Below are 13,293 nucleotides of genomic sequence, written 5' to 3' on the forward strand. Positions count from 1 at the left end.
GGTGTGGCGCGGATCCGCCGCCTCCGCGCCAGTTCCCGATCCTGCGCCCGCCACGGTGAGCGCGGGATCGACCGCCTCGTCCAGCTGGCCGTGCGAGACCAGCGAACCGTACAGTCTGCCGTTGGCCACGTCGTGATAGTCGAGCTCCATGCGTTCGAGCTGTGCGAAGCCCACGTCGGGGCGACGCCGCCGCAGCGCCTCGGCCAGACGGTACTTGGCCGCCCAGTCGACGCGCTTCGACAGTTCGGCGATGTCGCGGCGTTCCAACGCGTCCAACACCCACCGCCAGTGGTCGAGCACCAGAGTCACCGGCGTCTTCGGCAGCGAGGCGTTCAACGCGTCCGCGTGATCGCGCACGAACGATTCGACGACGCCCAGATATCGGCGTTGCATCGCGAGGGCTCCCGCCGGATCGGCGGCATCGCTCCCGGCACCGGCGGTACCGACGTCGGTACCGGCGCCACCGTCCAGCCAGCGGCTCACCGCGCGGTTGGCGGCGGCCGGATCGTCGAACGCGAGGTCCTCGAATCCGCTCGGGATCCCGCGTCTGACCGCGTCCTCGATCACGCACAGCACGAGATGCGTGACGGCGAGCTTCATCCATGTCGCCCAGTGGGAGCGGTTCGAGTCGCCGATGATCACATGCAGACGACGGAACGACTCCGGATCGGCGTGCGGCTCGTCACGCGTGTTGACCATCGGACGGGATCGCGTGGTGGCCGACGAGACGGCCTCGTCGAGAAAGTCGGCGCGCTGCGTCAGCTGGAAGCCGGTCCCGTCGGGCGTGAACCGCCCCGCGCCGGTGTACAGCTGGCGGGTGATGAGGAACGGCAGCAGCTGGCGTTCGATCGTCTCCAGCGGCACGATACGGCGCACGAGATAGTTCTCGTGGCAGCCGAACGCGTGTCCTGCGGAGTCGACGTTGTTCTTGAACACGTGGATCGCGGCGTGATCGCCGTGACTCACGCGAAGACGCTCCTGCGCCTGGGCGGCGAGCGAGGCCATGATCCGCTCCCCCGCCATGTCCTGTGCGAGCGCGTCGAGGGGGTCCCTCGCCTCGGCGGTCGCATACTCGGGGTGCGATCCGACGTCCAGATAGAGGCGCGAGCCGTTGTCGAGATACGTGTTCGTCGACCGCGCGCGGGAGACGACCGGCTGGAACATCGTCATCGCGACCTGACCGGCGTCGACCGGCCCCCGCGCGCCGGATGTGCCGGTGACGGCCACCCCGTATTCGGTTTCGACGCCGAAGATGCGTTCGAAGCCGTTCAGTTCGGCCGCGGGCGTGCCGTTCGATTCGTGGGCCGCCCGAGTGCCGCTGTCACGCAGCTGCGGCATCACTCGCCGCCCTTTTGCACGAAGCTCTTGACGTACTCCTCGGCGTTGGTCTCCAGCGTGCTTTCGATGTCGTCGAGCACGGCGTCGAGCGCGTCGACGTCCGTATCCGCTGCGGTCTCGGTCTGCGCGGCCGCGAGCGGCGCGTCCTGCTCGACCTGCTCGTTGTCGTTGCGCTGCGACTGACCCTGTTCGAATTGCTGAGGCATGATGGCCCGCTCCTTCCTGTTCGTTTCGATTCCTCTACGATACGCGACGGGCCCCGGGAACATGCTCCCGGGGCCCGTCATACGGCCTGACTCGCGTCTCGCCGGCCACTTCTACTTCTGGTTCTACTCCTGGACGAGGTAGGGCTTGAGTTCGCGGTCGATCATGCCGTTGGTGCACAGCACGTCGTTGGCGCGACGCCAGTGGATGCCGTTGCCGTTCCAGCGGCGCAGCGTGCTCTGCGCCTCCCAGACGACCACCGCGCCGGCGGAGATCGCCGGGATGTCCCACTCGTGCAGCATCGGCTCGAAGTACGCGTCGTACGTGCCGTCGGCCACCTTGCACAGGTCGAGCGAGGCCGGGCCGACGCGCTTGATGTCGGCGGGGCCTGCCTCGGCCAGTCCGGCCACGGTCTTCAGGGCGCGTTCCGCCTCGCTCGGCACGTAGGACATGCCGTAGCTGACGACCGCGCCGTCGAGCGTCGAGGTCATCGAGGGCACGACCTTCTCGCGCTTCTCACCGACCGGCGTGCTGCGGATGCGCACCGCGCCGGCGCCGCGGGCGGCCAGATAGGTCTCGCCGAGCGCCGGGGCGTGCACGACGCCGAGGATCGGCTGGGCGGACCCCTCCTCGTTGAACTCGAACAGGGAGACGGTCACCGTCCATTCGCTCATGTTGCGGATGTAGTTGATGGAGCCGTCGATCTTGCCGACGCACCAGTAGCGCTGTCCGGGGCGGGACTGCGCTGGACGCGTCTGCCAGAAGCCGTCGAAGTGCTCCATGTCGGCCAGACGGCCGGAGATGTAGCGCAGCAGACGGCCGTCGACGTCCACGTTGAACTGTTCGGTGGGGTTCTCGCGGGAGATGATCATGTTGTGCGGGGCCATCTGGTCCTGCAGCGCATGCTTGCCGGCCGCCTGGACGATTTGGGCGACCTTCATCGCGAGGTCACGCAGATTCTCTTGTTGTGCCATGGCTCACAATCTTATCGTTCGCTCGCAGGGGAGCACAACCCGCACGCTATCTGCCGCGAGCCGCGAGTTCGCCGATCGCCTCGGCGGCGTTGGCCGCACGGGCGACGACGCTCTCGACGTTCTCCCTGCGGAAGGCGAGCGGATCGGACATGTCGAGGCTCACCAGATCCCCCGGCCGCACGCTCGTCGCCTCGGCCGCGGACGAGTTGCCGTACGTGTCGGCCAAGAGGTCCTGACCGTCCTCACGCGGCACGCGCACGGTCAGATGCGACCAGCTGGCGGCGACGACGTCGGACGGGAACGCGCGCACGATCGCGGCGCGCAGCCAGGCGCGGGTGTCGGACGGCGGCTCGGACGCGGCCGCGGCGAGCCGGTCGTCGTCGACGAGACGCTCGACCCGCCCCGCCTTCTCGAGCTTGGCGAACACCGATGCGGCCGGGTCGAGCGCCGCCCAGGACAGGTCGACGGCGGCCAGACGCGGATCGCCCCACCCGGTGTCACCGGCACCGGCACCGGCACCGGCGATCTTGCGGCGCAGCTTCTCCAGCAGCTGCCATTTGAGCAGCCATTCGATGCGTCCGGCCTCGGCCCTGAGCGTCAGTCGCGCGTCGTCGTCGGCATGGCGGATCGCGGCGACGTCGGCGAGCGCCTGTCCCCACATGGCCATCACGTTGCGGGTCTGACGGTCCTCCCACGCGGGTTCGCCCTTCGTGTCGGTGCCGAGGATCGCGGCGGCGACCTCGTAGACGGCCCGGCGCAGTTCGATCTGCATGAGCCACGCGCTGGTCTCGCCGCCGGTTTCGAGTGGTAGTGCGGCGTCGAGGCTCAGGTCGTGGGAGACGACGTGCATGGCCTCGACCGGATCGGCGAGCTGGAGCCGGCCGAGCAGGGCGTCGAGGTCGTAGCCGGCGTCCCGCGCGTGTTCGAGCGTCCACAGGAGCATCGAGGTGACGCCGAGCTTCAGGACCTGCGGCACGTCCATGCGGTTGGCGTCGCCGACGATGACGTGCAGACGGCGCTTGTCCGAGGTGGAATGGGATTCGTCGCGCGTGTTGATGATCGGGCGGTCGAACGTGGTCTGCAGGCCGATCCTCGCGTGGATGTAGTCCGCGCGCTGGCTCAGTTGGAATCCGGCGGTCTCGCTGTGCTCGCCGAGGCCGACGCGCCCCGATCCGGCCCAGATCTGGCGGGAGATGAAGTGCGCGGTCATCAGGGCGGCCACGTCGGTGAACGGCACGGCGCGCGCCATCATGTAGTTCTCGTGCGTGCCCCAGCTGGCGCCCTTGCCGTCGACGTTGTTGCGATGCAGGACGATCGGCCGGCCGGTGTCGCGGATCTGAGGCTGCGCGCTTGCGGCGCGGGCGGCGGCGAGCATGAGCCGGTCGCCGGCGTGGTCGTAGGCAAGCGCCTCGAACGGATCGGTCGTTTCGGGCGCGGAGTATTCGGGATGCGCGTGGTCGACGTAGATGCGGCCGCCGTTGGGCGCGATCACGTTGGTGATGTTGAGCTGCGGGGAATCGGTGAGCATCTCGGGACGGGCCGAGGCGCGGTCGAGGCGGGTGCCGCGTGCGTCGTTGACCGGATCCTCCTGCCGGTAGTCCCATCTGATGTGCCGTGTGGCGTCATCGGCCGCCGCCCCCACCACGGTGAAGCTCAGCTTGACCGGCTGGCCGTACGCCTCGCCCGGCTGCGAGACCGCGTACTCGGTCTCCGTTCCCATTACTCGTCGAACGCTCATGAGCGCGATTCCTTTCCGTCAGTGTTCCACGGCGCGGATGGCTTCGACGCTGCCGGCGTCGAAGCCGTTGACTCGCGACCATTGGACCGGGTCCGCGTCGAGCAGCGAGTCGCGGGTCTCCCGGTATTCGTCCTCGACGGCCCGCGCGAGCATGTCGACGTTCAGCGCGACGTCCCGTCCGGACGTGATCGACGCCTTGACCGCGTAGGTCTTGGCACGGTCGACGACGTTCTTCAGCGAGGCGCCGGAGACCACGTCGGCGAGGAACAGCGCGTTCCACACGCCGTGCTCGTCGCGCACGTCGGCCAGATGGCGGCGTTCGGAGCGCGTGTAGATGTCGCGTACGAGCACGCGGGTCAGCGCCTCGGCGTCCACGCCCTCCTCGAGCGGCAGATCGTCGGTCAGATAGTGGCGCACGATCGCGGCCGCCGCGTCACCGTCCGGACGGTCGATGCGGATCTTCACGTCGAGGCGACCGGGGCGCAGCACGGCCGGGTCGATCATGTCCACGCGGTTCGACGCGCCGATCACCATCACGTTGCCGATCGATTCGACGCCGTCCAGTTCGGCGAGGAACTGCGGCACGATCGTCGTCTCCACGTCGCTCGAGACGCCGGAGCCGCGCGTGCGCAGCAGCGAATCCATCTCGTCGATGAACACGATGACCGGTCTGCCGTCGGTGGCGCGTTCGCGGGCGCGCTGGAAGATGAGGCGGATGAGCCGCTCCGATTCGCCGACGAACTTGTTGAGCAGCTCCGGACCCTTGACCGACAGGAACACGCCCCTGCCACCCATGTTCGAGCCTTCGGCGAGCGCGTGCGCGACCGCCTTGGCGATGAGCGTCTTGCCGTTGCCGGGAGGCCCGTACAGGAGCACGCCCTTCGGGGGCGTCAGATCGTAGCGTGCGAACAGCTCGCGGTGCAGGAACGGCAGCTGGACCGCGTCCCTGATGCGTCCGATCTGCTCGTCGAGGCCGCCGATGTCGGAGAAGTCGACGTTCGGGGTCTCCTCGAGCACGAGATCGGCGTCGTCCTCGTGCGGCAGGCTCTCCAACGCGATGCGCCCGGAGGGGTCGACGATGACGCGGTCGCCTTTGTCGAGGGACGTGCCCGCGAGCGCCGTGGCACGGCGGATGACGGTGGGGTTGCCGCCGCCGTCGGCGACGACGAGCCGGCCGTCGGCGAGCGTCTGGGAGACGACGCGGATGGATCCGACGGTGTCGGTGTCGCGCTGTTCGACGAGGACCATCTTCTCGTTGAGCAGTACGGTGCGGCCGGCGGCGAGTCGCGCGGCGTTGAGGTTCGCGGCGACGGGCACGATCATGCGGCGCGTGCCGGTGATGACCTCGGCGGAGGCGTGCTGGACGCCGAGATCGTCGAGGTGCGTGGAGTCGACCTTGATCATCGTGGCGAAGGTCATCGGCGGCTGGGCGAGCTGCGCGAGCTGTGATTTGGCCTTCGTCAGCTCCTTGCCGGCGCGGGTGAGCGCCTCGGCCAGCGCATGGTTCCTGGCCATGAGCCGGTCGTTGAGCGAGGCCAGTTCGCGGGCCGTCTCCTCGCGCGCCTGCCGGTTGAGCTGCTCCTGATCGTCCGTCATGTGTTCCTCGGGTCTCCTCGTCGCCTATCGTGATTGCTCGTTGGCGTCACCGCCGCCTGTCACGTACCACTGTACGGATCTTGCGTGCGGCGAACACGACGATGACCACGATGAAGGCGACGATCACCGCGTCCTCGAACACGTTGAGGTAGCCGAGGATCGAACACCAGCCTTCGCCGAGGAAGTATCCGGTGGACACGAGGATCGTGTTCCACACGGCCGAGCCGAGCAGCGTCCAGCCGGTGAACTGCGCGAAGTTCATCGCGTTGAATCCGGCGGGGATGGAGATGAGCGAGCGCACGACCGGGATCACGCGGCCGATGAGCACCGACCAGGTGCCGTACTTCGTGAACCAGTCGTTGGCCTTGTTGACGTCCTTGCGGCTGACTCCCGGGATGACGTCGACGGCCTTGTGGATGCGGTGCAGACCAACCCAGCGGGAGATGCCGTAGAGCGCCCATGCGCCGAGCAGCGAGCCGACCGTGGCCCAGATGATCGCCTCGATGAGGCCGAAGGAGCCGCGTGAGGCGGTGAATCCGGCCAGCGGCAGGATCACTTCGGAGGGGATGGGCGGGAAGATCGATTCGAGCGCGATGGCGAGGGCGACTCCAAGGCCTCCGACCGTCTCCATCAGGGAGACGAGCCAGTCGGTGATCGAGCCGATGAGCCCGCTTTCTCCGGTGGTGCACACGGGGGTGGCCGGGGCTGCGATCGTGATTGCGGAATTCGCCTGGATTGCGGCGTCATGAATGGCGTCAAAAATCATAATGGGCATTGTCCCAAGGTTTTTCGACAATCAAAGGCATGATGCAAGAACATGCGCAATCCCTTGACGACAATACTGCCGACAATCCCACCCTGTCGAAGCCCGGTCTGCTGGTGATGGACGTCGATTCCACGCTCATCGACGAGGAGGTCATCGACGAGCTGGGCGAGGCGGCCGGCGCCGGTGATGAGATCGCGGCCGTGACCGAGCGCGCGATGCGCGGCGAGCTCGAGTTCTGCGACGCCCTGCGCGCCCGTGTGGCGCTGCTCGAGGGACTGCCGGTCTCCGTGTTCGACACCGTGCACGACAAACTGCATTTCACCAACGGCGCGTTGGAGCTCATCGACACGCTGCACGCGCACGGCTGGAAGGTCGGCGTCGTCTCCGGAGGATTCCACGAGGTGGTCGACCGACTCGCCGAGGAGGCGCATATCGACCACTGGCTTGCGAACCGTCTCGAAGTGCGCGACGGCAAACTCACCGGCAAGGTGCTCGGCGAGATCGTGTGCAAGACCGTCAAGCTGCATGCGCTGCGCGAGTGGGCGAGGCGCGATGGCATCGACATGGCGCAGACCGTCGCCGTGGGCGATGGCGCGAACGACATTCCGATGATTCAGGCCGCGGGCCTCGGCATCGCGTTCTGCGCGAAGCCGAAGACCCAGCTCGCCGCCCATGAGTCGATCAACGAGCGCGACCTGACGAAGGTGCTCGGGTTCCTGCGCGACTAGTCGAGGCGGGCGGCGGGGGCGAGGCGGGCGCCTCGGGCCCAGTCGGCGGCGCGCATGGCCTTCTTGCCCTGCGCCTTGACTTGGAGCAGTTCCAGCGGATCGGTGCCGGTGCCGACCCACACGTTCCTCTTGCCCGCCTTGAGCTCGCCGGGGGCGAGCGCCTGCGGCGCGTTCGGATTGGTAAGGTCGGCGGGGCGGGCGGCCAGCACGTGCAGGGTCAGGGGCCTGGCGTGCTCGTCAGCCTCGGCCACCGTCTCGCCGGCGGCCGGCTTTCCTTCCGGATACAGTTCGCACCATGCGCCGGGGGCGGGCGTGCAGGCGCGGATCTGCCGGTCGATCGCCTCGACGGGCTGGGTGAGATCGATGCGCGCGTCATCGACGGTGATCTTGTGCGCGTACTCGAACTCACCTTCCGGCTGCGGGGTGAACACGGCGGTTCCCTCCCCCACGCTGGCGAGCGCGTCCACGTACATCGGCGCGCCTTCGACCGCGAGACGGTCGAGCAGTTCGCCGGAGGTCTCCCGTCCGGTCAGGTCCACGCTCATCGTGGCGATGACCGGACCGTCGTCCAATCCCTCGCCGACCTTGAACACGTCGGCGCCGGTGGTCCTGTCTCCGGCCCAGATGGAACGCTGCACGGGGGCCGCGCCACGCCAGGCGGGCAGGTTGGAGAAGTGCAGGTTGTACCAGCCGAGCGGCACGGCGTCGAGCACGGCCTTGGGCAGGATGTTGCCGTAGGCGATGACGGCGGCGATGTCGACGTCGAGACCGGCGAGCGTGTCGAGGAAGCCCGGATCGCGCGGCTTCGCGTCGATGACGGGGATGCCGAGTTCAAGCGCCGCGGCCTTGACCGGGCTGGGGGTGAGCCTGCGGCCGCGGCCGGTGGGCGCGTCGGGGCGGGTCAGGACCGCCTTCACGTCGAATCGCGGGTCGGCGGCGAACGCCTTGAGGGACGGCACGGCCACGTCGGGAGTGCCTGCGAACAGCAGTTTGAGCATATGTGTGGTGATTCCTTTTGTCCTTTACTTCGAAGATCTCACTTCACGGTCTTGACGTCGGGGATGTCGACGCCGGCGTCGATGAGCAGCTCGCGCAGCTTGACCGGGTCGCGGAAGCGGATGCCGCGGATGCCGGCCGCGTTCGCGCCGACGATGTTCATCGCCTTGTCGTCGATGAACACGGCGCCGTCGGCCGCGATGCCGAAGTCGGCGAGCGCGCGCTCGTAGATGTCCTTGTGCGGCTTGCGCAGCCTGACGTATCCGGAGACGACCTTGCCGTCGAGCTTGGAGAGGATCGGCGTGGCGCGTTCGGCGATCGGGAACAGCTCCTTCTCCCAGTTGGACAGGCCCCACACGCCGATGCCGGCGGCCTTGAGGTCGTTGATGAGCACGCGCGCGCCGGGCACGACGCCGACGAGGGAGTCCTCGAAGTTGTCGAGGTAGTACTTGAGCATGTCGGCCCACTGGTCGCCGCTGTGCTCGCGCATCCACGCGACGCCCTCCTCGGGGGTGGCGCCGCCGTCCATCAGGTCGTTGGCGTCGTAGAAGCGGGAGACGTCGTTGTCGAGGAACCGGTCGATGGTCTCCTTGTCGTATCGCGGGATGAGCACCGCGGACGGATCCCAGTAGATGAGCACGTTGCCGAAGTCGAAGATGACGTCGGTGATCGGCTTGCCGGCGTTCGCGGCGGCCTCGCCGTCCGCCACCAGCACGTCGTAGTCCATGTCCGGTTCTCCGGGCCAACCCTTCATCGCGGTTCCTTTCGTTTCCATGATTCGTGGGGGCCATCAAGCCCCTTGCCGACATCATGTTCCCATGCGCGCGGGACGCCTCCGCGTGCGGGATCGGACGGGCTCCCATGCGGTCAGATCAGGTCCTTGCGATCGAGCTGGAACCTCAGTTCCCCGCCCTCGCGCGCGGCGACATGGCGTGCGACCTCGGTTTTGAGGCGTGCGGCCAGTTCCTCGCGTCTCGCGTGCGGCACGCGGACGACGGCGCGCACGCGGTCGGCGGTCACCTCCAGTTCGCGCGCGTCTACCGTGCGCGGCTGCGGGATCGGCACCGGGCCCAGTACGCCGGGCATCGCCATCCCGATGGCACCGACGGAACCACCCGGCATCGGGCAGACGGCCATGTCGCCGTCCAGCGCGCCGATGGCCCTGAGCGCGCGCATGACCGCGTCCCGGCGTCCCCAGACGCAGGCGACGGCGACGACCGGCGGCATGCCGGTCTGCGCGCGTTCGTCGAGTTCGCGCGAGGCGAGCAGCGAGGAATCCCAGAGCATCAGCGACTGGGCGATGGCCGGGTCGGTCTCCCCCAGGAGCAATGCCTGTCCGCCGGCGGTACGCGGCGCGCACAGGGACACCGCGCGCATCCACGCGGCAAGCGTGTCGACGCGCGCGTCGAGTCCCGGCGCGTACAGGCTGGTCCACGCGTCGAGGATCGCGACCGCCGCGTAGGAGCCGTACCCCGGACCGCTCTTCGCGCGCACGCGAGGTTCGGCGCCGGGGGTCGCGATGACGATGACCGGACGATGGTCGATTTCCTCGATGACGCCACGCGGCTGGCTGGGACTGGACAGCAGCATCGGGACGCCTCGGAACAGGCCGCGCAGTTCGTCGGCGGTGCCGGCGGCGCCCACGCGTATGACGCGCAGACGGTCGCCGTGGCAGTGCGGGCAGGTCCAGTTGGAGGCGGCGGCCCCGCACCAGCGGCATCGGGGCACGGCCACGCCCTGCACGCGTTGCAACGGTCCCGCGCATTTACGGCATCGCGCCTGACGCAGGCATTTCGGGTTGGCGCAGCTCAACGCTTCGGCCACGCCGTCGGCGGGGATGGAGAACAGCACCGGCCCGCCGGCGTTCAGCGCCACGCGGATGTTGGCGACGGCGGTGTGCGGCACGCGCGCGCCGATCGACGGGTCGGCCAGACGCGCGAGCTCCTCGCGGCTGAGCCAGCGGATCCACGGCGAGGCGTCCTTGAGCACGCTGGGCAGCGGACGGATCGCGACGCTCGGCCCGCTCACCGCGTCGGACAGGTCGGACGAGCCAGTCGAACCGGACGAACCAGACGAACCGGACGGGGCCGTCGCAGCGGACATCGCGGGCACGCCGACACCCGGCAAACCTGCGACCTCCATCTGGCTTAGGGGGCTGCGCGCGTTGGCGAGCGCGACGAACACGCCGCCGTGCGCCTTGGCGCGCAGTCGCAGCACGCCGCGCGCGTGAGCATAGGGCATCATGCCGTCGGCCTGCTGGTAGGCGATGTCGTCCATGATCGCGAAGAGACCGGGGCCGTCGACCGGCGCGTACATGGCGGCGCGCGGTCCGATCACGCATTTCACCTGTCCGGTGGCGACGGCGAGGTAGGCGCGGTAGCGGTCGATGGGCGGGGTTTCGGCGCTCAGGACCGCGACGTCGCCGCTCCAGCCGCCGGTGCCGGATCGTCCGGGACCGAACGGCGTCAGGCCGAGCGCGCCGAGGGAGTCGAGGACGTCGCGCGTCTCCTTCATGCCGGGCAGAACGATGACGGCGGTGCGGGAGGCGGCGAGCGATTCGGCGGCCATCCAAGCGAGCGCGGCCGCGGCCTGGCCGACGCCGGGCAGCGGGTCGAACACGAAGGAGCGGAAGGCGGCCGCGCGGGCGTGCAGCGCGTCCTGCAGGGCGGCCAGATTGCGGTCGTACATGCCGCTCAAACGATCGAAGCGGGCGGCGATGCGTGCGGCCGGCGAGTCGGAAGTGGTTCCGTCGCCGTTCCCTGAGCCGAATCGCCCGTCATCCCGGCCGTCGCGCGCGAATCCGGCGACGAGTCGCTGCTCCTTCTCGACCTTGGCGACGCGCGGGGGCACGGCGAGTCGCAGGATGTTGGCGCGCGTGCCGCCGTATGCGTCGGCTATCAGGGTGATGTCGCGTCGCATCGAGGCGGGGACGAGGATGTCGTCGCCGAGAACGCGTTCGAGATAGCGCAATGAGGAGGATGGTGTGTCGCTGGCGTCGGCACGCTCCCAGATGATGCCGGTGACGCGCCGCCCGCCGAAGCGGACACGTACCAGCATGCCGGGGATGGCCGCGTCCGACTGCTTCTCGTCGATGAGATAGTCGAAGGTCTGCCCCAGATGCGTGGCCTGCACGTCGAGGACGACGCGGGCGATGGGGTGTTCGGCTGCGGGCGTGTGCTCCGCGGGCGCGCGGCGCCGACGCCTGCGGGGGGCGAGCCCGTCAAGCGTCAGCTGTTCCGCGTCCATGTCACTCATAGGAGCCATCGTAGCGGCATGTGCGCGCCGGCCGACGCACCCCGGCCCGTTCCATCGCGCGGTCAGACACCCCATCGCGCGGTGAATACGACATGACGCGGTGAATGTCCCATCGCGCGGTGTAGGAAAACGGCTTCATTCCAACGATTCGGATTTCGGCCTCACCGCGCGATGGGATATTCACCGCGTCATGGGTGGCATCACCGCGCGATGGGAGCAGGTGATGCTCGGTCAGTCGATTCAGGCGAGTTCGGCGATGGCGGCCTTGAGCTCGTCGACCTTGTTGGTCTCCTCCCACGGGAAGGCGACGTCGGTGCGGCCGAAGTGGCCGTAGGCGGCGGTTTTCGCGTAGATCGGGCGCTTCAAGTCGAGTTCGTCGATGATCGCGGCGGGGCGCAGGTCGAAGACCTTGCGCACGGCCTGCTGGATCTGGTCACGGGTCACGCCGCCGATCTCGGTGCCGAACGTCTCGACGTTGATGGACACCGGGTCGGCCACGCCGATGGCGTAGGCGACCTGCACCTCGACGCGGTGCGCAAGTCCTGCGGCCACGATGTTCTTGGCCACCCAGCGGGTGGCGTACGCGGCGGAACGGTCGACCTTGGACGGGTCCTTGCCGCTGAACGCGCCGCCGCCGTGGTGCGCGGCGCCGCCGTACGTGTCGACGATGATCTTGCGGCCGGTCAGGCCCGCGTCGGCCGCAGGGCCGCCGAGGATGAACGAACCGGTCGGGTTGACGAGCTGACGGTAGTCGTCGTGCTTGAGCGTGTCGCCGAGGATCTCGTCGAGCACCGGGTCGATGACGTGCTCCTTGAGCTCCTTCTCGAGCCACTCGTGGGTGGCCTCGGGGTCGTGCTGCGTGGAGATGAGCACGGTGTCGACGCGCAGCGGGTGATCGTGCTCGTCGTATTCGATGGTGACCTGCGTCTTGCCGTCCGGGCGAAGATGCGGCACCTCGCCGCTCTTGCGCACCTCGGCGAGGCGGTAGGCCAGTCGGTGGGCCAGATGCACGGGCAGCGGCATGAGCACGTCGGTCTCGTCGGTGGCGTAGCCGAACATCACGCCCTGATCGCCGGCGCCCTGCGCCTCGTAGCGCTCCTCGCGGCTGGCGGCGGACTCCTCGGCCCCGCTCAGGCGGGAGACGCCCTGGTTGATCTCGGCGCTCTGGCCGGTGATGGCGACGATCACGCCGCAGGAGTCGGCGTCGAGGCCGACCTCGGACGAAGTGTAGCCGATGCGGCGCAGCGTTTCGCGCACCTTCGCCTGCACGTCCACGTAGCCTTCGGAGGTCACCTCGCCGAAGACGAGGAACACGCCGGTGGCCGCGGAGGTCTCGACGGCGACGTGGGACTGCGGATCCTGCCTGAGCAGATCGTCGAGGATTTCGTCGGAGATCTGGTCGCAGACCTTGTCGGGGTGGCCTTCGGTGACGGATTCGGCGGAGATGAGCTTGCGCTCGTGGTTGGTCATATCATCCCTCTTTCGGACTTATCGCCTCGCATACGCGGCCGCTTCGGGCCCGGAAGTGCGGGGCACAATGATACGTTTCTTGAATTGTTGGTTGTACATCAGGACCGACACTGTCCACGGCAGGCCGGAAACGGCTGCCTTCGGCGGTGATACAAAAGGGCCCGTGCCAGACCTTGCGGCCGGCGCGAGCCCTACGTTGTTCGCTCCTGAGGGTCAGTTGTACTCGTC

11 protein-coding genes and 1 riboswitch are annotated in these 13,293 nt (G+C 68.5%); of the genes, 1 reads left to right on the forward strand and 10 read right to left on the reverse strand.

Translation table 11 applies throughout. From position 1 onward, the window contains the following. The 6 genes from BW11_RS04840 to BW11_RS04865 all read right to left on the reverse strand — a co-directional run. Nucleotides 1-1,338, reverse strand: a 1,338-nt coding sequence (locus BW11_RS04840; RefSeq protein ID WP_140476347.1) for a proteasome accessory factor PafA2 family protein, incomplete at its 3' end; no start/stop codon positions are given. Next, nucleotides 1,338-1,544, reverse strand: a complete 207-nt coding sequence (locus BW11_RS04845) for a ubiquitin-like protein Pup (RefSeq protein WP_043166336.1) — start codon at nucleotides 1,542-1,544, stop codon at nucleotides 1,338-1,340. The genes BW11_RS04840 and BW11_RS04845, both read right to left, overlap by 1 nt. 123 nt (nucleotides 1,545-1,667) lie before the next feature. Beyond that, complete coding sequence (locus tag BW11_RS04850) at nucleotides 1,668-2,516, reverse strand: inositol monophosphatase family protein (RefSeq protein WP_140444882.1); 849 nt, start codon at nucleotides 2,514-2,516, stop codon at nucleotides 1,668-1,670. 46 nt (nucleotides 2,517-2,562) lie between these two features. Then, on the reverse strand, nucleotides 2,563-4,254 hold the full coding sequence (gene dop, locus BW11_RS04855; protein ID WP_140444883.1) for a depupylase/deamidase Dop: 1,692 nt from the start codon (nucleotides 4,252-4,254) through the stop codon (nucleotides 2,563-2,565). An 18-nt stretch (nucleotides 4,255-4,272) separates the two neighbouring features. Continuing rightward, nucleotides 4,273-5,850 (reverse strand): proteasome ATPase, encoded by a 1,578-nt coding sequence (gene arc, locus BW11_RS04860; RefSeq protein ID WP_043166331.1) that lies wholly within the window; start codon nucleotides 5,848-5,850, stop codon nucleotides 4,273-4,275. Nucleotides 5,851-5,896: 46 nt separating this feature from the next. Further along, complete coding sequence (locus BW11_RS04865) at nucleotides 5,897-6,505, reverse strand: DedA family protein (RefSeq protein ID WP_258175605.1); 609 nt, start codon at nucleotides 6,503-6,505, stop codon at nucleotides 5,897-5,899. A 149-nt stretch (nucleotides 6,506-6,654) separates the two neighbouring features. On the opposite strand from BW11_RS04865, the gene serB reads away from it, so the two are divergent. Beyond that, nucleotides 6,655-7,344, forward strand: a complete 690-nt coding sequence (gene serB, locus BW11_RS04870; RefSeq protein WP_043166329.1) for a phosphoserine phosphatase SerB — start codon at nucleotides 6,655-6,657, stop codon at nucleotides 7,342-7,344. Here serB and fmt read toward each other — a convergent pair. The 4 genes from fmt to metK all read right to left on the reverse strand — a co-directional run bounded on the left by fmt (nucleotide 7,341) and on the right by metK (nucleotide 13,065). Next, complete coding sequence (gene fmt / locus BW11_RS04875; RefSeq protein ID WP_107044089.1) at nucleotides 7,341-8,342, reverse strand: methionyl-tRNA formyltransferase; 1,002 nt, start codon at nucleotides 8,340-8,342, stop codon at nucleotides 7,341-7,343. The genes serB and fmt overlap by 4 nt on opposite strands. A gap of 38 nt (nucleotides 8,343-8,380) precedes the next feature. Then, nucleotides 8,381-9,094, reverse strand: a complete 714-nt coding sequence (locus BW11_RS04880) for an HAD family phosphatase (RefSeq protein ID WP_107044090.1) — start codon at nucleotides 9,092-9,094, stop codon at nucleotides 8,381-8,383. Nucleotides 9,095-9,207: 113 nt separating this feature from the next. Further along, nucleotides 9,208-11,595, reverse strand: coding sequence for a primosomal protein N' (locus BW11_RS04885; protein ID WP_140444884.1), 2,388 nt, complete (start codon nucleotides 11,593-11,595; stop codon nucleotides 9,208-9,210). Between the two features lie 240 nt (nucleotides 11,596-11,835). Continuing rightward, nucleotides 11,836-13,065, reverse strand: coding sequence for a methionine adenosyltransferase (gene metK / locus BW11_RS04890; RefSeq protein WP_043166322.1), 1,230 nt, complete (start codon nucleotides 13,063-13,065; stop codon nucleotides 11,836-11,838). Further along, nucleotides 13,061-13,140: riboswitch (SAM riboswitch) on the reverse strand. It overlaps the preceding gene by 5 nt. Nucleotides 13,141-13,293 lie beyond the last annotated feature (153 nt).

It is taken from the genome of Bifidobacterium sp. UTCIF-38 (genome assembly GCF_006454495.1).
Lineage (GTDB): Bacteria > Actinomycetota > Actinomycetes > Actinomycetales > Bifidobacteriaceae > Bifidobacterium > Bifidobacterium callitrichos.

What these genes read in the sequence shown, in the direction of transcription:
- arc (WP_043166331.1), bottom strand. Translation starts at nt 5,850, where the DNA reads ATGACGGACGATCAGGAGCAGCTCAACCGGCAGGCGCGCGAGGAGACG.
- BW11_RS04850 (WP_140444882.1), bottom strand. Translation starts at nt 2,516, where the DNA reads ATGGCACAACAAGAGAATCTGCGTGACCTCGCGATGAAGGTCGCCCAA.
- dop (WP_140444883.1), bottom strand. Translation starts at nt 4,254, where the DNA reads ATGAGCGTTCGACGAGTAATGGGAACGGAGACCGAGTACGCGGTCTCG.
- BW11_RS04880 (WP_107044090.1), bottom strand. Translation starts at nt 9,094, where the DNA reads ATGAAGGGTTGGCCCGGAGAACCGGACATGGACTACGACGTGCTGGTG.
- serB (WP_043166329.1), top strand. Translation starts at nt 6,655, where the DNA reads ATGATGCAAGAACATGCGCAATCCCTTGACGACAATACTGCCGACAAT.
- BW11_RS04845 (WP_043166336.1), bottom strand. Translation starts at nt 1,544, where the DNA reads ATGCCTCAGCAATTCGAACAGGGTCAGTCGCAGCGCAACGACAACGAG.
- metK (WP_043166322.1), bottom strand. Translation starts at nt 13,065, where the DNA reads ATGACCAACCACGAGCGCAAGCTCATCTCCGCCGAATCCGTCACCGAA.
- fmt (WP_107044089.1), bottom strand. Translation starts at nt 8,342, where the DNA reads ATGCTCAAACTGCTGTTCGCAGGCACTCCCGACGTGGCCGTGCCGTCC.
- BW11_RS04885 (WP_140444884.1), bottom strand. Translation starts at nt 11,595, where the DNA reads ATGAGTGACATGGACGCGGAACAGCTGACGCTTGACGGGCTCGCCCCC.